The following is a 19,765-nucleotide window of genomic DNA, read 5'->3' on the forward strand; positions in this document are numbered from 1 at the left end:
GTCTTGGTGGTAACCGGGATATTTGCAGTGCCTGCCGGGCCTGCTCCCGGTCTGTCCACCTCTCAAAACCGCCGTTTCAGGAGGCCAGGATGCACAATGACGGGAAGGTGGTGCCTATCAACAGGGCACAGGCCACGCCATCGCCGCTCGCGCGCCTGCCGGTGGTGTTGCTGCAGGTGCGTGACAAGGCTGCGCAACAGCTGCAACAGGGTTTGCAGGAACTGTTCGATAACGCCGACGACACCCTGTTTGAAATGGCCGAAAAGGCCCGTAGCACCGTCGACCATCATATTTTTTTCGAGGCCATGCGCGACCTGCGCCTCAAGCGCAAGAACTTCGAACGCGTGTTCATGGAGCAGTTGTTCGTGGCGTTCGCCAACCTGGGCCAGGCCCGGTGCAGCGGGGCACACCTGGTGCCGCTGGTGTCTTATGAGGCGGTACCCGGCACCAGCGCCGATGACGTGGAAAAAGCTGTGGCCCTGGAGGCGATGCTCGGTCGGGTGCGCCACCGTGATGGCTTGGCGCTGGGGCAATTGAACGCGCGCTTGAGTGAACTGTTCGGCAGGCGCCTGGATGATCCGGAAAACCCCTTGGCCCCGACGCGGCTGTGCGAGTTTTTCTTGCAGGCAGGGCGCAGCCTGGGGGTGGAGATCCGCGTCAAGCTGGTCATGCTCAAGCTGTTTGAGAAGTACGTGCTCAGTGACGCCGACCTGTTGTATGGCGAGGCCAACCAATTACTCATCGCCACTGGCGTATTGCCGGAACTCAAGGCGCTCCCGTCCCGCCGAGCCGGCGGGCGTGCGGCCCGGGAGCATCAGGATTGCACTGGCCAAGCGATGGCCGACCCGCCGCTGGATAAAAGCGGCCAGCAAGCGTTCAGCGCCTTGCAGACGTTGCTGGTAGCCGTGCGTGGCAGCGTGGCCCCCACCCTTGAAGCCAGCGCCGAGCCGCAACCCATTGCCACCCGCGATCTGCTGCGGCTGCTGTCGCATTTGCAGCAATATGTACCGGAGCCGGAGTGCGAGGACGATTTCGACCTGCGCAGCCAGCTTGAACAGTTGCTCACCCGGGTCAGTGTCAAAAGTGGCAAGTCGCGGGTGTTGGAAGAAGCAGACGAAGATGTGATCAATCTGGTGGCCATGCTGTTCGAGTTCATGCTCGATGACCGCAGTGTGCCGGACGCTTTCAAGGGGCTGATCGCCCGCTTGCAGATCCCGCTGCTGAAAGTGGCGGTGCTGGACAAGAGCCTGCTCAGTTGCACGCAGCATCCGGCGCGGCGCTTGCTCAATGACATCGCGAGCGCCGTCATCGGCTGGAGCCCGCCCCATGACCAGCCACGGGACAATCTCTATCTGTGTATCGAGCAACTCGTACAGCGGTTGCTGAATGAGTACGTCGAAGACCCGGCGATTTTCTCCCAGTTGCTCACCACGTTCAGCACATCTACAGCCCAAGAGCGCACGCGCAGTGAACGCCTTGAGCGCCATACCCGTGACGCCGAGCAAGAGCGCCTGCATATCGAGGTGGCGCGTCAACGTGTGGCGCAGGTGCTCAATCGGCGGCTCGTGGGCAAAACCCTGCCGGCATCGGTTCTGCAATTTGTGCAGCAAGCCTGGAGCCAGGTGCTGTTAGTGGCCGTGCTCAAGCACGGTGAACAATCGCTGCAATGGCAGGCGGCGCTGCGTACCCTGGATGAATTGGTCTGGAGCGTGGGCCTGCGTGAAGACACCGAAGCAGGTCGGCGTTTGCTTGAGCAACTACCCGGGCTGCTCAAGGCATTGCGTGACGGGTTGGCCGGTGCGGCGTTCGATCCTTTCAGCACCCGCGAGTTTTTCCTGCGGTTGCAGGCCATGCATGTTCAGCCGCTCGACGGCGAGGTGCTGGTTGAAGTGCGTAAGCCTTTTATCCTTGGCTCTGGGCCGCCGACTGCCGACGAACCACTGCCCCCTGACGACCCCGACCGGCTCAAGGCACAGCAGTTGCGAGTCGGTGCCTGGGTAGCGTTGCAGCAACATGAAGCCGGTACCCTGCGTTGCAAGTTGACCGCAATCATGCCGCCCGACGATACCTATATTTTTGTCAGTCGAGGGGGCCTCAAGGTCCTGGAGAAAAGCGCGGGGCAGTTAGCCCTGGCGTTCAAGCAGGGCGTCCTGCACGCCTTGGATGATGGCCCGCTGTTCGAGCGTGCGCTGGCAGCCGTGGTGGGCAACCTGCGGCAACTCAATCGCGGCAAGTGATCGCAACCGCAGGGTGGAACGCGGCATACTGGTCACACCTCGTCTCACTCAAGGAGCCTGTATGCAGTTGGACCCCGCCAGCGGTTGGTGCCAGGGCATTCGTCATTGCCCTTCGCCCAACTTCAACGAGCGCCCTGAAGGCGAAATCTCGCTGTTGGTGGTGCACAACATCAGTTTGCCTCCGGCGCAGTTCAAGACCGGCAAGGTGCAGGAGTTTTTCCAGAACCGCCTGGATATCTCAGAGCATCCCTACTTTGAAGGGATAGCCAGCCTACGAGTGTCTGCGCATTTTCTGATTGAACGTGACGGCACTGTGACGCAATTTGTTTCGTGCCGCGACCGGGCGTGGCATGCCGGTGTTTCCGTTTTTGACGGGCGCGAGGTGTGCAACGATTTTTCCCTGGGGGTCGAGCTCGAAGGTACGGACGACCTGCCGTTCACCGATGCCCAGTATGCGGCGCTGATCGATCTGACCCGCCAGTTGCTCAAGGCTTACCCAAAGATCACCCACCAACGTATTTGTGGTCACAGCGACATCGCTCCGGGGCGCAAGACTGACCCGGGCCCCGCTTTTGATTGGACGCGCTTTCGCAGCGCCCTGCAGGATGGAGGACACGAACGATGAGTTTCCTGGTGTTGGTGCTGGCGGTATGGATCGAGAAGTTCTCGGCCTTGCGCCTGCGGTTGCAGCGTGACGGCGGATGGCTGCGTGAGCTGGCCAAGCTGGAATCGAGCCCGCGCATGGGCAAGCGGCCCTGGCTGATCCTGCTGGTGTTGGTGCTGTTGCCGGTGGCATTGCTGGCCTTGCTGTTGCTGGTCCTGGAGCCGGTGGCCTATGGCCTGTTGGCATTGCCGGTGCATTTGCTGGTGGTGATCTATAGCCTGGGCCGTGGCGACCTATTGGCAGGGCTGGGGCCGTTTCGCGATGCCTGGCGGCGCGGTGACCTGCAAGCGGCCGAGCATGTGGCCGAACGCGACCTCAAGCTTGGCGCCGACAGTGGCGAGCAACTGCTGGAGCGCGTCCAGGGCTACCTGCTGTGGCAGGCGTACCAAAGCTTTTTTGCGGTGATTTTCTGGTATTTCCTGCTGGGCCCGGTGGCCGCCCTGGCGTACCGCCTGTTGGCGCTGGCCAGCGAACACAGCCAGAACCCCCTGGTGGCCGAGCGCGCCACGCAATTGCGTCACGCGTTTGACTGGTTGCCGGTACGCCTGCTGGCGGCCAGCTTTGCCTTGGTGGGCAATTTCGTCGGGGTCAGCCGGGTGATGCTCCACGAATTGCTGAGTTGGGACATCAGCGCGGCACAGCTGGTGGAAAAAGTCGGCCTGGCCGCTGCGGAAATCCCGCCGCCAGTGGTGGGGGCCGATGGCATCAACAGCCTGGATCGCCTGTGGGAACTGCTGCTGCGCGCGGCGGTGCTGTGGTATGCCGGGTTTGCCATCTGGACGGTACTCCCCTGATTTGTAGGAGCGAGCTTGCTCGCGAAAAACCTCAACGATAACGCGTGCTTCCTGAATAAACGCGGCGTCGTTAAGTTTTTCGCGAGCAAGCTCGCTCCTACATGGCGTTAGGGCCTCCAGACACGCCGTTAACCTTACGTTACAAAACTCCCTTTCGAATTGAGCTATACAGATAGAGCGCCAAATAGTGGCTATCTGCCGCCGCCCTGCGCCTCAATAAAAATAAAAGAAGGGGAGGTCACCTGTGAAGAGCTTGCTCTATCCCGCCGTCGCGCTGATGAACCGCCTGAGCTTCGGCATGAAGTTCAGCCTGATCAGTGTGCTGTTTCTGCTGCCGATGCTGGCGACCAACTATTACCTGGTGCGCGACTCGTGGCGTGAATACCAGGGCACCCGGGTCGAACTGCAAAGCCTCGACCTGCTCGGCAGCAGCCTGGCGTTGCGTCGCGAGCTGGAAACCCTCAACAACCAGGTACAGATCAACGCCACCCTCGGCCAGTCTGGCAAAGCGGCAGACCTGGAGACCCGGATCAGCGCCTTGCAAACCAGTGTAGTGGAGCGCTTGCAGGGCTTGCGCGCCATTGCGACCCAGCCCGAGCAAGTTGCCGTCTTCGACAGTAAACGCGACGAACTGATCGCTGCGTTCAAGGCCCAGCAGCAGGAAACCTCGCTGCTCAACAAGGCGGCGTTGATCGGCAAGTTACTCAACCAGGCCCAGATGTTCAGCCAGATCATCGCCAGCCAAGCCGGCTTGAGCCGTGATCCGCAAAGTGATCTGCGCCAGCTCAGCGACCTGGTCACCACCATCACTCCTCAAGTCACCCAGGCCTTGGGTGAAGGCCGTGCCATGGGCGCTTACTCCCTGGGGCAGGGCTTTATCAATTCGTCCTCCAGCACCCGTTTTGACGAACTGCTGCAGCAGTTGGAAAAACTCCACGGCGAATATGGCCTGAAGCTGCAGGACGCGTTGGGCACCAGCCAGGCCGCGCACGCCGCCCTCGACGTCTCGGCGCAAGCCAGCCAGGCGAGCCTTAAGCAAGGCAGTGAGTTTTTCGAAGAGCAGGTGGTGATGGCCGAGACCCTCGACGCGCCTTGGCAGGGCTTTTATGACGGCGTCAGCCAACTGATGGCCAAGACCTATCAATTGGATGACGCCACCCTGGCGTTCCTCGGGCAGCAGTTGCAGCAGCGCCTGGCGCAGAACCGTTTGCACATGGTGTTGCTGGTCACGGCCCTGGCGGCGGTGTTTGCGCTGATTTTTTATCTCTATGCCGGTTTCTTTGTCTCCACCCGCACCACCTTGCGCCGCCTGGGGGCGATGATGGACAAAGTAGCGGCGGGCGATATGACGGTCACCTTCGTTGCCCAGAGCCGTGACGAACTGGGCGACCTGGGCCAGGTGTTCAATGGCACTGTGGCCAAGATTCACGACCTGATCGAGCGTGTTGGGCATACGGTCAGCCAGGTGGAGTTGCAGGCCGGCCAGGTGCAGGCGGTGTCGGCGCAGAGTAACCAGGCGGTGTCCGGCCAGCGCAGCCAGATCGAGCAAGTGGCGACGGCGATGAACCAGATGTCCGCCACCGCCCAGGAGGTGGCGCGCAGCGCCGCGGCGGCGGTCAGCAGTGCCCAAAGTGTCAACGATGAAACCGTCAGCGGGCGTGCGCTGGTGCAATCCCAGCAAGGCGGTATTGCGCGCCTGGCGGCGGAGATCGACGAATCGGTGCGGGTGATCAACCAACTGGCGACCGACAGCCAGTCCATCAGCAGCGTCCTGGAGGTGATCAAGAGCATCGCCGAGCAGACCAACCTGCTGGCGCTAAACGCGGCCATCGAAGCGGCGCGCGCTGGTGACCAAGGGCGCGGGTTTGCGGTGGTGGCCGACGAGGTACGCACTCTGGCCCGGCGTACACAGCACTCCACCGAGGAAATCGAGCAGATGATCATCCGCTTGCACAGCGGTGTCGGTGCGGCGGTGAAGGCCATGGGCAGCAGCCATGAAATGGCGAATGGCACGGTAGGGCAGTCGGAAAAAGTCCAACAAGCCCTGGAAAATATCCTGGGGGCGGTTGGGATGATCGTCGATCAGAACCAGCAGATCGCCGCCGCCGTGGAGCAGCAAACGGCAGTCGCCCACGACATCGACCAGAACATCGTCGAAATCAACCGCGCCGGCGAGCATGCGGCGCAAGGTGCGCAGCACACGGAGGCGGCCAGTCGGCAACTGGCAACCCAGGTGGTTGAGTTGAAGCAATTGATTGGCGCGTTTCGGGTGTAGGGAGGTTCTGAAGGACTGAGCGGTGGGCCGTGTGGCTTATGTCCTGATTTACCGATGCGTGTTTTATCGGGGCGTGAATAGGTGAAAATTTATTTCATCCGTCACGGTCACGAGGGGACAAAACGATGGCCGCCGCAATCGGTATCAAAGGGCATTGCGCCCAATGCAACATGACGTTTGAGCTCAAGCCCTGGCAACTGAACGCCATTGCCATTGATGTACCGTTTGACTGTACGTATTGCCACTGCGGGTTGCACTTGGGGTGCGTCAAGCAGTTGCGCCAGTTCAGGGCCCTGGACCACTGGGCGCTGGTGCGGCCGAGCATGATCATGCTGACGTGCGCAACCTTGCTGATGGCCCTTGTCGCTGAATGGTTGGGGCTGCTCAGTGTGATCGGGCAACTGAACATTTCGCTGGTCGCCGTGCTGATCCATTTGCTGGTGGTGCGCTATGCCCGCCATCGACAGAGAATGACCTTGAAGTTGCAGGTGATCAGTCCGCTACCAGTTGAACAGCTCGCACGCATTGCGTGTGCTCGCCTCAGCCAGCAATAAAGGGCTGATACCCATGCGCTCGGCCAGGGCGGTGCAGATGTCTGGCAGGTGCTGCGGGCTATTGCGCTGGTTGGGGTACATGGCCGGGGCCATATCCGGCGCATCGGTTTCCAGCACCACGGCGTCGAGAGGCAACTGGGCCAGTACCCGGTGCATGCGCAGCGCCTGGGGCCAGGTGGCCGCGCCGCCCAGGCCCAGTTTGAACCCGAGCTTGATGTACTCGCGGGCCTCTTCAGCGCTGCCAGCGAACGCGTGGATGATGCCGCCTCTGGGCACGCGGATGCGCTTGAGGGTGGCAATCACGGCGGCGTGGCTGCGGCGAACGTGGAGCAAGGCCGGCAGTTGGAAATCCACCGCAAGTTTCAGTTGGGCTTCAAATAACTGTTGCTGGCGCTGGTGGTCCAACTGTTCGAGAAAGTAATCCAGGCCAATTTCGCCCACGGCGCACAGTTGCCGGTGGCCATGCAGGCGCGTCAACCAGTCGCCGAGCTCCAGCAGGTCGGCGGGGCGATGCTCATCGAGATACACCGGGTGCAAGCCGAAGGCGGCGAACAGGCCTTCGTCCTGTTGCACCAAGTCCCATAGCCGCTGCCAATTTTTCTGGTAAACCCCCAGCACCACCAGGCGCCGCACGCCAAGTTCACGACTGTGGGCGAGGACGTGCGAGCGATCGGGGTCGAAGTCCTCGAAGTCCAGGTGCGTGTGGGTGTCGATCAGCTCCACGCTCAGGCCTCGTGAATACGCTGCTTGAAAGTCCGGCCAATCGCATGCACCCCGGGTTGGTACTGTTCCTCTTCAATGGCGGCCAGGGCCAGGCGCAGGGCGGTTTCGGCAATCAACTGATGTTGCTGGGCCATGGCGTTGACCGGCAGCGGCAGGAAATCCAGCAACTGCGTATCGCCGAAGGTGCCCAGGCGCAGGGGCCGCGACTTGAGGGGGAAGTCATGCAGCGCGTCGAACACGCCTTGCAGCAGTACGTAGGAGGTGGTCACCAGCGCGTCCGGCAGATGCCCCAGGCGTTGCAGCAGTTGCTCCATCAGCTCTCGGCCGCAGTCACGACTGAAGGCTTCGCCCTGCTCGATGATCACGTCGCCCGTAAAGCCTTGCAGCGCATCACGGAAACCGGCGGTACGTGCCTGGCTGATGCTCAGCTCGGGCCGTGCGCCGATCAGCGCGATCTGCTTGGGCAACGGTTGCAGCAGGCTGCTGGTGAGTTGCTGGCAGGCCTGGTGGTCATCGCTGACCACGGAGCAGAACTGGTTCGGCTCCATCTCCCGGTCGATGGCAATCACCGGCAGCCCCTTGGCCTGAAGCTCGCGATAGCTGTCATCGCTGGCCGGCAGGCAACTGGCGACGAACAACGCATCGCAACGCCTGGCACGGAACAGTTGCAGCAGTTGGCGTTCGCTGTCCGCTTCATCATCGGAGCTGGCGATCAGCAACTGATAGCCTCGCGCCCGCGCACCTTGTTCCAGCAGTTTGGCGATGCGTGCGTAGCTGGGGTTTTCCAGGTCTGGCAGGATGAACCCCAAGGTGCGCGTATGCCGGCTGCGCAGCCCGGCGGCTTGAGGGTTCGGGGTAAAGCCATGGGCTTGGACCACGGCACGCACACGCTCAACGGTTGCGTTGCTGATGCGCTGCTGTTCGGCTTTGCCATTGATGACATAGCTGGCGGTGGTAACGGACACACCGGCCAGACGTGCGATATCACTGAGTTTCAAACCGGGATTTCCTTGTTTTTTGGAGCTCGCCCCGACATTTTGTCCAATCGTAACCGATTCCAGCATTCGACCCATGTCCCACAGCAAGCGCCGAGTGGCCCTTCAAGCTTGCACAATTAACGCGTAATCTGCCATAAATTCTAGATTAAACGTTTCAGCAGGCGTATTTTTACGATGTTCGCCGCTGAGTGACCACTGCCAATTGACCGCTCAGTCAGTTAATTTTGAACATATTTACCTACAACAATACCTAGTGCGCCTGTCGCACTAACTGGGAGAACGGCATGCTTGAGCTCACTGTAGAGCAGATATCCATGGGCCAGGTGGCTGTGGATAAATCTGCTGCCTTGCACCTGCTCGCTGACAAATTAGTGGCCGATGGCCTGGTTGCCGAAGGTTATCTCAGTGGCTTGCAAGCCCGTGAAGCCCAAGGCTCGACCTTTCTCGGACAAGGCATCGCCATTCCCCATGGCACGCCAGAAACCCGCGACCAGGTATTTTCCACCGGTGTGCGCCTGCTGCAGTTCCCCGAAGGGGTGGACTGGGGCGATGGCCAAATCGTTTACTTGGCGATTGGCATCGCGGCTAAATCCGATGAACACCTGCGCCTGCTGCAACTGCTCACCCGTGCCCTCGGTGAAACCGACCTGGGCCAGGCCTTGCGCCGTGCCAACAGTGCCGAAGCCCTGTTGAAACTGTTGCAAGGCGCGCCCCAGGAACTGGCGCTGGATGCACAGATGATCAGCCTGGGCGTGTCGGCCGATGATTTTGAAGAGCTGGTGTGGCGCGGTGCACGCTTGCTGCGCCAGGCCGACTGTGTGAGCAATGGCTTTGCCGCCGTATTGCAGCAGGTCGACGCGCTGCCCCTGGGCGATGGCCTGTGGTGGTTGCACAGCGAGCAGACGGTCAAGCGTCCGGGCCTGGCCTTTGTGACGCCGGACAAACCCATGCGCTACCTCGGCCAGCCTTTGCACGGCCTGTTTTGCCTGGCGAGCCTCGGTGAAGCGCACCAAAGCCTGCTTGAACGCCTGTGTGCCTTGCTGATCGAAGGGCGCGGCCAGGAGTTGGGGCGCGCCACCAGCAGCCGCGCGGTGCTGGAAGTGCTGGGTGGTGAACTGCCGCCGGACTGGCCGAGCGCCCGCATTACCCTGGCCAACGCCCACGGGCTGCATGCTCGCCCGGCGAAGATCCTGGCGCAATTGGCGAAAAGTTTTGACGGCGATATCCGCGTGCGCATCGTCGATGGCGCGGTGGGCGCCGTGTCGGTCAAAAGCCTGAGCAAGCTGCTCAGCCTCGGCGCACGCCGTGGCCAGGTGCTGGAATTTGTGGCCGAGCCGACGGTGGCCGGCGATGCATTGCCCGCCCTTTTGGCCGCCGTGCAAGAGGGCCTTGGCGAAGAGGTCGAGCCCTTGCCTACGGTGAGTGCACAGCCAGCGCAGGTCGATATCGAACCCGTACTCAGCGCGCCACTGAGCGGTAGCCAACTCCAGGCGATTGCCGCCGCACCGGGTATTGCCATCGGCCCGGCCCATATTCAGGTGCCGCAGGTGTTCGATTACCCGTTGCGCGGTGAGTCTGCCGCCGCCGAACGCCAGCGCCTGCACACGGCCTTGAGCGACGTGCGCACGGATATCCAGGGCTTGATCGAGCGTAGCCAGGCCAAGGCCATCCGCGAGATTTTCATCACCCACCAGGAAATGCTCGACGACCCGGAACTGACCGACGAAGTCGACACCCGCCTCAAGCAAGGCGAAAGCGCCGAAGCCGCCTGGATGAGCGTGATCGAAGCCGCCGCCAAGCAGCAGGAAGCCTTGCAGGATGCCTTGCTGGCCGAGCGTGCTGCCGACTTGCGTGACATCGGCCGCCGCGTACTGGCCCAATTGTGTGGCGTTGAGAGCGTGCAGGAACCGAGCGAGCCCTACATCCTGGTGATGGAAGAAGTCGGCCCTTCGGACGTGGCACGCCTGGACCCGGCCCGCGTTGCCGGCATTCTCACCGCCCGAGGTGGCGCCACAGCCCACAGCGCCATCGTCGCCCGCGCACTGGGTATTCCGGCCTTGGTCGGTGCTGGTGCTGCGGTGTTACTGCTCAAAGCCGGCACGCCGCTGTTGCTCGATGGCCAGCGCGGTCGCCTGCATGTCGACCCCGACGCCGCCACCCTGCAACGGGCCACCGTGGAGCGCGACAGCCGCGAACAGCGCTTGCAAGCCGCTTCGGCCCAACGCCATGAACCGGCGCTGACCCGCGACGGGCACGCCGTGGAAGTGTTCGCCAACATTGGTGAAAGCGCCGGGGTGGCCAGTGCAGTGGAGCAGGGCGCCGAAGGCATTGGCCTGCTGCGCACCGAACTGATTTTCATGGCCCACCCCCAGGCGCCGGACGAGGCCACCCAGGAAGCCGAATACCGCCGCGTACTCGACGGCCTCAACGGTCGCCCGTTGGTGGTGCGCACCCTGGATGTGGGCGGGGACAAGCCATTGCCCTACTGGCCGATCGCCGAAGAAGAAAACCCCTTCCTCGGTGTGCGCGGCATTCGCCTGACGCTGCAACGCCCGCAGATCATGGAAGCGCAACTGCGCGCACTGCTGCGTGCAGCGGATAACCGCCCGCTGCGCATCATGTTCCCCATGGTCGGCAGCGTGGATGAGTGGCGCGCCGCCCGGGACATGACCGAGCGCCTGCGCCTGGAGATCCCGGTGGCGGACCTGCAACTGGGGATCATGATCGAAGTCCCGTCAGCCGCCTTGCTGGCGCCGGTGCTCGCCAAGGAAGTCGACTTCTTCAGCGTCGGCACCAACGACCTGACCCAATACACCCTGGCCATCGACCGCGGCCACCCGACCCTGTCGGCCCAGGCCGATGGCCTGCACCCGGCAGTTTTGCAACTGATCGACATCACCGTGCGCGCCGCCCATGCCCATGGCAAGTGGGTTGGCGTGTGCGGCGAGTTGGCGGCGGACCCGCTGGCGGTGCCGGTGCTGGTCGGCCTGGGTGTGGATGAGTTGAGCGTGTCGGCCCGCAGTATTCCCGAGGTGAAGGCGCGGGTGCGTGAATTCAGTCTGAGCGAGGCCCAGGGCCTGGCGCAACAAGCACTGGCGGTGGGTTCGCCCGCGCAAGTGCGTGCCCTAGTGGAGGCCGTGTAGATGGCGAATATTCTGACCCTGACGCTGAACCCGGCGTTGGACCTCACGGTACGCCTGGCGCACCTGCAACCCGGTGAGGTCAATCGCAGTGAAGCGATGCTCACCCACGCGGCGGGCAAGGGCGTGAATGTGGCGCAGGTGCTGGCGGACCTGGGCCATTACGTCAGCGTGGGCGGGTTTCTCGGCAGTGCCAACCCCCAGGCGTTCAATGCGCTGATCAAGCGCCGTGGGTTTGGCGATGCCTTCATCCGGGTTCCCGGCGAAACCCGTAGCAACATCAAGATTGCCGAACAGGATGGGCGGGTCACCGACATCAATGCACCGGGGCCGCTGGTGACTGAAGAGGCGCTAAAAGCGCTGCTCAAGATGGTCGCGATCATTGGCCCGGAGTTCGATGCGGTCGTGGTGGCCGGTAGCTTGCCGCGCGGCGTCAGCCCGCAGTGGTTTAAAGGTTTGCTGGAGGCGTTGAAGGACCTGGGGTTGAAAGTCGCCCTGGACACCAGTGGTGAAGCGCTGCGCCTGGGGTTGGAGGTTGGCCCGTGGCTGGTCAAACCCAATACTGAAGAGTTGGCCGAAGCCTTGGGTAACGCCACCGATGCCATCAGCCGACTGCATCAGCAAGGCGTCGAACATGTGGTGGTCTCCGACGGGGCCGCAGGCGTGACCTGGTACCGCCCGGGTGCGGCGCTGCATGCCACTCCGCCCAAGGTGGCAGTGGCCAGTACCGTGGGCGCCGGCGACTCGCTGCTGGCCGGGATGCTCCACGGTTTGCTCAGTGGTGACACGCCGGAGCACACCCTGCGCCGGGCCACGGCGATTGCCGCGATGGCGGTGACACAGATCGGTTTTGGCATCAGCGATGACGCGCAGTTGGCGCATCTCGAAAGCGGCGTCGCTGTGCGCACGCTGACAGAACAATAAGAGGGTTTGTGATGAAGTTAGCCATTGTTACCGCCTGCCCGAACGGCATGGTCACCAGTGTGCTGTGCGCCCGCTTGTTGGACGCCGCCGCCCAGCGCATGGGCTTGCACACCAGTGTTGAAGTCGTCGATGTGCAGCGCCCGGAGCGCCAGTTGTCCCAGGCCACGATTGATGATGCCGAGTGGGTGCTGCTGGTCAGCAGTACCCCGGTGGAGATGCAGCGGTTTGTCGGCAAGCGCGTGTTCCAGAGCACGCCGGCCCAGGCGTTGGCAGATGTCGAAGGCGTATTGCGTCGGGGTGCTGAAGAGGCCCAGGTGTATGTCGCCAACGCTGCCCCGGTGGCGGCCAAGGCTGCGCCGCGTATCGTTGCGATTACCGCGTGCCCCACTGGCGTGGCCCACACGTTCATGGCCGCCGAGGCCTTGCAGCAGACGGCCCAGCGCCTGGGTTATGACTTGCAGGTCGAAACCCAAGGCTCGGTGGGCGCCCGCACGCCGTTAAGCCCCCAGGCGATTGCCGATGCCGATGTGGTATTGCTCGCGGCCGATATCGAAGTGGCCACCGAGCGTTTCGCCGGCAAGAAGATTTACCGCTGTGGCACCGGCATTGCTCTCAAGCAATCCGAAGCCATCCTCAACAAGGCCCTGGCCGAAGGCGCAGTGGAAAGCGCGGCCAGCGGTGCAGCGGCCAAGGCCGAGAAAACCGGGATCTACAAACACCTGCTCACCGGCGTGTCGTACATGTTGCCGATGGTGGTGGCGGGGGGCTTGCTGATCGCCTTGTCGTTTGTGTTCGGCATCCATGCCTTCGAACAGCCCGGCACCTTGGCGGCGGCGCTCAAATCCGTGGGTGACCAGGCGTTCCTGTTGATGGTGCCGCTGTTGGCGGGCTACATCGCCTACTCGATTGCCGACCGTCCTGGCCTGGCGCCCGGCATGATCGGCGGGCTGCTGGCGGGGACGCTGGGGGCTGGGTTTATCGGCGGCATCCTCGCCGGTTTCGTCGCTGGGTATTGCGTCAAGCTGATTAGCCGCGCGGTGCAACTGCCCCAGAGCCTGGAAGCGCTCAAGCCGATCCTGATCATCCCGTTATTGGCGAGCCTGTTTACTGGCTTGGTGATGATCTACCTGGTGGGCCCACCGGTCGCCCGCTTGCTCACGGGCCTGACGGATTTCCTCAGCACCATGGGCACCACCAACGCGGTGCTGCTGGGCATTCTGCTCGGCGGCATGATGTGCGTGGACTTGGGCGGGCCGATCAACAAGGCGGCCTATGCGTTCTCGGTTGGCCTGCTGGCCGCGTCGAGCGGCGCGCCGATGGCCGCGACCATGGCCGCCGGCATGGTGCCGCCGATTGGCATGGGCATCGCCACGTTACTGGCCCGACGCAAGTTCGCCCAGACCGAACGCGAGGCCGGCAAGGCGGCAATGATTTTGGGGCTGTGCTTTATCTCCGAAGGCGCGATTCCCTTCGCCGCCAAAGACCCGCTGCGGGTCATTCCGGCCAGTATTGCCGGTGGTGCGTTGACCGGTGCGCTGTCGATGTACTTCGGCTGCAAACTCGCCGCACCCCATGGCGGGTTGTTTGTGCTGGTGATTCCGAATGCGATGAACCATGCGTTGTTGTACTTGTTGGCGATTGTCGCGGGCAGTGTGTTGACCGGGCTGGTGTATGCCGTGCTCAAGCGACCGGAAGCGGCCGAGCTGGCCGTGACTGCCTGACACTGGCAAAAAATGTGGGAGCTGGCTTGCCTGCGATAGCATCGACTGGGTTTGCCTGATACACCGAGGTGTTTGCATCGCAGGCAAGCCAGCTCCCACAGGTGAATTTGATCGTTCTCCCGATTGGTGTCACATCCGCTTCATCCCATCATGCTTAAGTGGCCCTTTTGATACTCAAGAGGGCATCCTGCATGAGCCACTTCGATCTCGGCCGCCGCCGTGTGATGCAAGCCGTAGGCGCTGGCCTGCTGTTGCCGGGCCTGGCGCCGGCGGTGATCGCTTCGGTGAAGGACCGGCCGCAACTCACGGACGGCGTGCAATCGGGCGACCTGCAGGGCGATCGCGCGATGATCTGGAGCCGCAGCGACCGCCCGGCGAAGATGGTGGTGGAGTGGGACACCCGCAGCGTGTTCAGCAACCCGCGCCGATTCGTCTCGCCCCTGGCCGACAGCCGCACCGACTTTACCGCCCGTGTCGAACTCACCGGGCTGCCGGTTGACCAGGCGATTTTCTACCGCGTGCATTTCGAAGACGCCCAGACCGGCATTGCCAGTGAACCCTGGTTCGGCCACTTGCGCAGCGTGCCGCAACAGCGGCGCGATATCCGTTTTGTGTGGAGCGGCGACACCGTCGGCCAAGGCTTCGGCATCAACCCGGACATCGGTGGTATGCGCATCTACGAAGCCATGCGCCTGCGCTTGCCGGACTTTTTTATCCACAGCGGCGACACCATCTACGCCGACGGCCCAGTCCCCGCGCAGCTCACCACTGAAGGCGGGCGCATCTGGCGCAACATCACCACTGAAGCCAAAAGCAAAGTCGCGGAAACCCTCGATGAATATCGCGGCAATTACCGCTACAACCTGCTGGATGAAAACGTGCGCCGCTTCAATGCCGAGGTGCCGCAGATCTGGCAGTGGGACGATCACGAGGTGATTAACAACTGGTCATCGAGCAAGCAGTTGGATGAGCGTTACCAGACCCGCGATATCCACACCCTAGTGGGCCGTGCCCGCCAGGCCTGGCTGGAATATTCACCCATGCGCCGACAGAGCGCCGACGCTGGTGGGCGCATTTATCGCAAGCTCAGTTATGGGCCGCTGCTGGATGTGTTTGTGTTGGATATGCGCAGCTATCGGGGGCCGAATGACGACAACCTGGGCGCTGAAAAACCCTTCCTCGGCCGTGAACAGTTGGACTGGCTCAAGCGCGGGCTCAAGGCGTCGCAAGCGCAGTGGAAGGTGGTCGCCGCCGACATGCCTATTGGCCTGGGCGTGCCCGACGGTGAAGTCAGCCCCGGCGTGGCGCGTTGGGAAGCGATCGCCAATGGCGACCCTGGCCCGGCGCAAGGGCGTGAGCTGGAGGTCGCCGAAATGCTGGGGTTCCTGCATGAGCACAAGGTGCGCAACCACGTGTGGCTGACGGCCGATGTGCATTACTGCGCGGCGCATCACTATCACCCTGACCGCGCGGCGTTCCAGGATTTCGAGCCGTTCTGGGAGTTTGTGGCGGGGCCGCTGAATGCGGGAAGTTTCGGGCCCAACCCACTGGATAAAACCTTTGGCCCGCACGTGGTATTCCAGAAGGCGCCACCGGCACAGAACACCTCGCCGTTTGCGGGCTTTCAGTTTTTTGGTGAAGTGCAGATTGATGGGCAGACGGCGGAGTTGACGGTGATGCTGCGCGATCTCGATGGCGTCTCGGTGTTCGAGCAAAAGCTGCAACCGGCCTGATCGTTCCCACGCTCTGCGTGGGAACGCATCCTGTGACGCTCCGCGTCACGCCGTCAAGAGCGGACGCGGAGCGTCCAGGGCGGCATTCCCACGCGGAGCGTGGGAACGGTCAAATATCAATAGACATCCCTGCGATAGCGACCCTGTTCGATCAGGCGCTCCAGCGCCTCATTGCCCAAGATGTCTGCCAGTGCCTGATCCACCCCCGTCGCCATCCCTTGCAAGCTGCCACACACATAAATCGCTGCGCCGTCCGCCAGCCATTTGCGCAGCACATCCGCTGACTCGCGCAGGCGATCCTGTACGTAGACCTTCTCCTCTTGATCACGGGAAAACGCCAGGTCCAGCAGGGCCAGGTCTCCACTGGCGAGCCAGCCTTGCAGTTCGTCCTGGCACAGGTAGTCGTGGGCGATATTGCGTTCACCAAACAGCAGCCAGTTTCGCTGCTGGCCATCGGCAATACGCGCCTTGAGCAAGCTGCGCAGGCCGGCAAGGCCGGTGCCGTTGCCCAGCAAAATCAGCGGCACCGGCGCGTCGGGTAAATGGAAGCCGCTGTTGCGCCGCAGGCGCAGGCTGATGGCCGAGCCGAGGGCGGCGTGTTCAGTCAGCCAGCCGGAGCCAAGCCCCAGGCTGCCGTCGGGGTGGCGTTCCTGGCGCACGATCAGCTCCAGCACACCGTCGCTGGCAATCGAGGCGATGGAGTATTCGCGCATGCCCAGGGGGACCAGCGCATCCACCAATGCCTGGGCGTGCAGGCCGACCAGGTGCGTGCGGTTGTCCGGCAGTTGGCGCGTGGCCAGGGCCTGATCAAGGGTGTGGGCGACGCCGTCGATCACCACACCGTCGCTGCCGACCAAGCCCAGTCCGGCCAGGAAGTGTTCGATGGCCCAGGGGCAATTGCGCGGCAGGACTTCCACCAGGTCGCCGGCCAGCCAGCTGTGCGCAGACGTGGATGTGAGGCCCAGCAGGTAGACGGGCGAGCCGACACTGTCGGGGTTGAGCAGAGTGCGTTGGCTCAGGGTCCAGTTTTCGTACTGGGCCGTCGGCCAGGCCGCCGCCTGTGCATGCCCGGTGAGCTGGCCCAATTGCTGTTGCCAGGCTTGCAACGCCAATGTGTCACCGCTGTCGACTTCAACCGGGGCAAACAGCGGGGTGCCGCCCTGGTTGGTCAGCCAGAAATGCAGGCGCCGGGCAAAGCCGCAAAAATGCTCGTACTGCCGGTCACCCAGGGCCAGCACCGAGTAGTTCAAGCCTTTGAGGGGCAGCGCCTGGCCGAGCACGCTGCGCTCGAAACCACGGGCGCTGTCGGGGGCTTCGCCGTCGCCAAAGGTACTGACCACGAACAGGGCGTTTTGCGATTGGCTGAGGTCGTCGCGGCTGACACTGCCCAGGGGCTGCACCTTCACCGCCAGGCCCGCAGCCTGTAATTGCCCGGCCGTTTGCCAGGCCAGTTGTTCGGCAAAGCCGCTCTGGCTGGCGAAGCCGATCAGCCAGGCCGGCGCATCGCTGTGGTTGGCTGCCAGACCCTTGCGCGCATCGCGTACCTGGCGCTTTTTGCGGCGACGGTCGAGGTACAGCAGCCAGCCGGTGATGAAAAACAGCGGCATGAGCAATGAGCTGACGGTGAGGACGATCCGCCCGACCAGGCCAAAATAGCTGCCGGTGTGCAGCGCATACACACTGGTCAGCAACTGCGCCTTGAGGCTTTTGCTGGCGTAGCGCTCGTGGGATTTGACCTCGCCGGTGGCCGGGTCCAGGTTGATCTGGTTCAGCGCGCGGTCATGGGGCGATGAAGAGAGCAGGTAATACACGGTGGCCGGTTGCCCGGCGACCGCAGGCATCCGAATGTTGTAGGCGCTCAAGTCGGGGCCGGCGTTGCTGTAGATGCTGCTCCAGATCGCATCGTAGTTGGCCACTGGAGCGGGGCCTGCAGGGGCTGGGCCGCGCTTGCGCATGCGCTCGTTCTGCGGCGAGTCGGACAGCAGTTGGGTCACGCCACGGTTGTACCAGTCGTAGGACCAATACAGCCCGGTCAGCGCCGCCAACAGGTAAAACAGCAGGCACCAGGTGCCGAACACCGAGTGCAGGTCCCAATTGAAGCTGCGGCCCTTTTTGCGCCAGTCCAGGGTCAGCCAGACGCGCCAGCTTTTCACCTGGCGTGGCCAGCGCAGGTACAGGCCGGAGAGGCAGAAGAACAGCAGAATCAGGGTGCAGGCGCCAGTGATGTTGCGCCCGGTGTCGCCGATGGCGAGGAAGCGGTGCAGTTGCAGGATAAAGCCGAACAGATCCTGGCCGACGGCGTCGCCCATGTAGTCGCCGGTGTACGGGTCGAAGTAGCGCATCTGGCCACGGCGCTCGCCCGGTGGCGGAGTGAAGGACACACGGCCGGCGTTGCCGCTTTCACTTTCTACCCACAGCATGGCCACGGTCTTGCCTTCGGCCGCTTCCAGCTTGCGTACCAGCTCGGCGGGCGGCAGTACACCGGCCTCGCGTTTTTGCACGCTCAACACGGTGGGGTTGAGCGCCCGCAGGATCTCGTCCTGGAACGAGTACGCGGCCCCGGTGACCCCCATCAAGGCCAGCACCAGCCCGGCCGTGATGCCGAAGAACCAATGCAACTGGAACAGGGTTTTCTTCAACACGTCGGAGCGCCTCGCTTAGCTGGATATCTGATCACGGCGCGCATTATGCCGTGAGTTGCCGGGAAACACGCAAAAGCCCCACGCATTCGATGTGTGGGGCTTGTGGCTGAACCTTGACCGCTTTTAGAAGTGGAAGCTGGTGGTCAACAACGCCGTACGACCGGCCGCCTGGTTGGCGAAGTGCGTGGAGAAAGCCTTGTCGTAGTAGGTCTTGTCGGTCAGGTTCTGCACGTTCAATTGCAGGTCGACGTTCTTGGTCAGCTTGTAGCTGGCCATGGCGTCGTAGCGGGTGTAGGAGGGTACATACACCGTGTTGCCGACATCGCCGTAAACCTGATCGACATAGAAGGCGCCGCCGCCGATGGTCAGCTTGGGCGTGATGTCGTAGGTGGTCCACAGGCTGAACGAGTTCTTCGGCGTGTTGGGCATCTGGTTGCCTTTGCTGGAGCCCGCACTCACGACACCGTTACGCCCGTTGAGGCCGGATTTGACCAGTTCACTGTCCAGATAGCTGTAGCCCGCAAACACCTGCCATTGATCGGTGATTTTGCCGCTGGCGGACAACTCGATGCCATCGACCTGGGATTCACCGGCGTTCTGGTAGGTGAGTGCATCCACCAGGATGCGGGTGTTTTTCTTCTCGGTGCGGAAGATAGCAGCGGTCAGGGACAGGCGGTCGTGGAACAGGTCCCACTTGGTGCCCAGTTCGTAGTTGACGGTTTCTTCTGGCTGCAAGTCGCTGGTGGCGGCACCGGCAGACAGCGGGTTGCCGTCGGAACCTTCGCCTATCAGGCCACCGGCTGGCGTGGCCGATGTAGCGTACGAGGCGTAGATACTGCCGTTCTCTACCGGCTTCCAGACCAGGCCGGCCTGCCAGTTGAAGAATTGACTGTCGTCCTTGATTTTGCTGCGGGCTTTTACCGTCGCGCTCGGCACTGCGTTGGTGTTGGCCTCGGTATCGAAGGTGTCATAGCGCAGGCCGACATTCAGCAGCCATTTCGGATCGAGTTCGATGGTGTCGAACACATAGGCGGCGCGACTGGTGGCCTTGGTGTTGGTACCCATGTAGTTGCGCGCAATGCTGCCGTTCCAGGCGTCGTCGGGGTTCGGGTTGCTCAGCGAGGTGCACTGACCACCCAGGCTGCCTTTGGCCGGATTGCACACTGGGTTTCCGTTTGGCGAAACGGTATAGCCGCTGACACGGGTCTCCTCACCGGTAAATTCCAGGCCAGTTGTAGGTTTTGTTAATTAATGCGACTGAAGTACTCCGAAAGCCCCGCCTCGCGGACTTACATTATGGAATTAAGTGCGACTGGCTTTGGAAATAGATGCGACTGCGTCTAGTATCGCTGGCAATAAG

The 19,765-nt window shown here is 62.6% G+C and carries 12 protein-coding genes and 1 pseudogene; 9 read left to right on the top strand and 4 right to left on the bottom strand.

The window, feature by feature from the left end; translation table 11 throughout:
* Positions 1–89: 89 nt before the first annotated feature.
* The 5 genes from TX24_RS17835 to TX24_RS17855 all read left to right on the top strand — a co-directional run bounded on the left by TX24_RS17835 (position 90) and on the right by TX24_RS17855 (position 6,524).
* Positions 90–2,237 (top strand): DUF1631 domain-containing protein, encoded by a 2,148-nt coding sequence (locus tag TX24_RS17835; RefSeq protein ID WP_057710776.1) that lies wholly within the window; start codon positions 90–92, stop codon positions 2,235–2,237.
* A 61-nt stretch (positions 2,238–2,298) separates the two neighbouring features.
* On the top strand, positions 2,299–2,862 hold the full coding sequence (ampD, locus tag TX24_RS17840; RefSeq protein ID WP_003188448.1) for a 1,6-anhydro-N-acetylmuramyl-L-alanine amidase AmpD: 564 nt from the start codon (positions 2,299–2,301) through the stop codon (positions 2,860–2,862).
* Positions 2,859–3,695 (top strand): regulatory signaling modulator protein AmpE, encoded by an 837-nt coding sequence (ampE, locus tag TX24_RS17845; protein ID WP_003188449.1) that lies wholly within the window; start codon positions 2,859–2,861, stop codon positions 3,693–3,695. The genes ampD and ampE overlap by 4 nt, the downstream gene beginning before the upstream one ends.
* A 1,570-nt stretch (positions 3,696–5,265) precedes the next feature.
* Positions 5,266–5,970, top strand: a complete 705-nt coding sequence (locus TX24_RS32960) for a methyl-accepting chemotaxis protein (protein WP_374992239.1) — start codon at positions 5,266–5,268, stop codon at positions 5,968–5,970.
* A 125-nt stretch (positions 5,971–6,095) separates the two neighbouring features.
* Positions 6,096–6,524: a hypothetical protein gene (locus tag TX24_RS17855; RefSeq protein WP_032900411.1), complete on the top strand. Its 429-nt coding sequence runs from the start codon at positions 6,096–6,098 to the stop codon at positions 6,522–6,524.
* Here TX24_RS17855 and TX24_RS17860 read toward each other — a convergent pair.
* Entirely contained in the window at positions 6,471–7,247 is a 777-nt protein-coding gene (locus tag TX24_RS17860; RefSeq protein ID WP_057710777.1) for a TatD family hydrolase, read from the bottom strand. The genes TX24_RS17855 and TX24_RS17860 overlap by 54 nt on opposite strands.
* Before the next feature lie 2 nt (positions 7,248–7,249).
* A complete protein-coding gene (gene cra / locus TX24_RS17865) occupies positions 7,250–8,245 on the bottom strand; it encodes a catabolite repressor/activator (protein ID WP_003188455.1) in 996 nt (331 codons plus the stop codon).
* Between the two features lie 284 nt (positions 8,246–8,529).
* Here cra and ptsP point away from each other — a divergent pair, with 284 nt between their 5' ends.
* The 4 genes from ptsP to TX24_RS17885 all read left to right on the top strand — a co-directional run bounded on the left by ptsP (position 8,530) and on the right by TX24_RS17885 (position 15,763).
* Positions 8,530–11,388: a phosphoenolpyruvate--protein phosphotransferase gene (gene ptsP / locus TX24_RS17870; protein ID WP_003188457.1), complete on the top strand. Its 2,859-nt coding sequence runs from the start codon at positions 8,530–8,532 to the stop codon at positions 11,386–11,388.
* Positions 11,389–12,309, top strand: a complete 921-nt coding sequence (gene pfkB / locus TX24_RS17875; RefSeq protein WP_057710778.1) for a 1-phosphofructokinase — start codon at positions 11,389–11,391, stop codon at positions 12,307–12,309.
* Between the two features lie 11 nt (positions 12,310–12,320).
* On the top strand, positions 12,321–14,030 hold the full coding sequence (locus TX24_RS17880; protein ID WP_003188460.1) for a PTS fructose-like transporter subunit IIB: 1,710 nt from the start codon (positions 12,321–12,323) through the stop codon (positions 14,028–14,030).
* A 191-nt stretch (positions 14,031–14,221) separates the two neighbouring features.
* Positions 14,222–15,763, top strand: coding sequence for an alkaline phosphatase D family protein (locus tag TX24_RS17885; protein ID WP_057710779.1), 1,542 nt, complete (start codon positions 14,222–14,224; stop codon positions 15,761–15,763).
* Positions 15,764–15,879: 116 nt separating this feature from the next.
* Here TX24_RS17885 and TX24_RS17890 read toward each other — a convergent pair whose 3' ends face one another.
* Both TX24_RS17890 and TX24_RS17895 read right to left on the bottom strand, forming a co-directional pair.
* The gene (locus tag TX24_RS17890) at positions 15,880–18,405 is read right to left on the bottom strand and encodes a PepSY domain-containing protein (protein ID WP_057710780.1); all 2,526 of its coding nucleotides are present in this window, start codon (positions 18,403–18,405) and stop codon (positions 15,880–15,882) included.
* 123 nt (positions 18,406–18,528) lie between these two features.
* A pseudogene (locus TX24_RS17895) lies at positions 18,529–19,641 on the bottom strand (TonB-dependent receptor); the annotation flags it as partial.
* Between the last annotated feature and the right edge of the window lie 124 nt (positions 19,642–19,765).

This window comes from Pseudomonas lactis (assembly GCF_001439845.1).
Taxonomy (GTDB): Bacteria; Pseudomonadota; Gammaproteobacteria; order Pseudomonadales; family Pseudomonadaceae; genus Aquipseudomonas; species Aquipseudomonas lactis.

Coding starts and splice junctions, on each gene's coding strand:
- TX24_RS17835 (WP_057710776.1), top strand. CDS start 90: ATGCACAATGACGGGAAGGTGGTGCCTATCAACAGGGCACAGGCCACG.
- ampD (WP_003188448.1), top strand. CDS start 2,299: ATGCAGTTGGACCCCGCCAGCGGTTGGTGCCAGGGCATTCGTCATTGC.
- ampE (WP_003188449.1), top strand. CDS start 2,859: ATGAGTTTCCTGGTGTTGGTGCTGGCGGTATGGATCGAGAAGTTCTCG.
- TX24_RS32960 (WP_374992239.1), top strand. CDS start 5,266: ATGTCCGCCACCGCCCAGGAGGTGGCGCGCAGCGCCGCGGCGGCGGTC.
- TX24_RS17855 (WP_032900411.1), top strand. CDS start 6,096: ATGGCCGCCGCAATCGGTATCAAAGGGCATTGCGCCCAATGCAACATG.
- ptsP (WP_003188457.1), top strand. CDS start 8,530: ATGCTTGAGCTCACTGTAGAGCAGATATCCATGGGCCAGGTGGCTGTG.
- pfkB (WP_057710778.1), top strand. CDS start 11,389: ATGGCGAATATTCTGACCCTGACGCTGAACCCGGCGTTGGACCTCACG.
- TX24_RS17880 (WP_003188460.1), top strand. CDS start 12,321: ATGAAGTTAGCCATTGTTACCGCCTGCCCGAACGGCATGGTCACCAGT.
- TX24_RS17885 (WP_057710779.1), top strand. CDS start 14,222: ATGAGCCACTTCGATCTCGGCCGCCGCCGTGTGATGCAAGCCGTAGGC.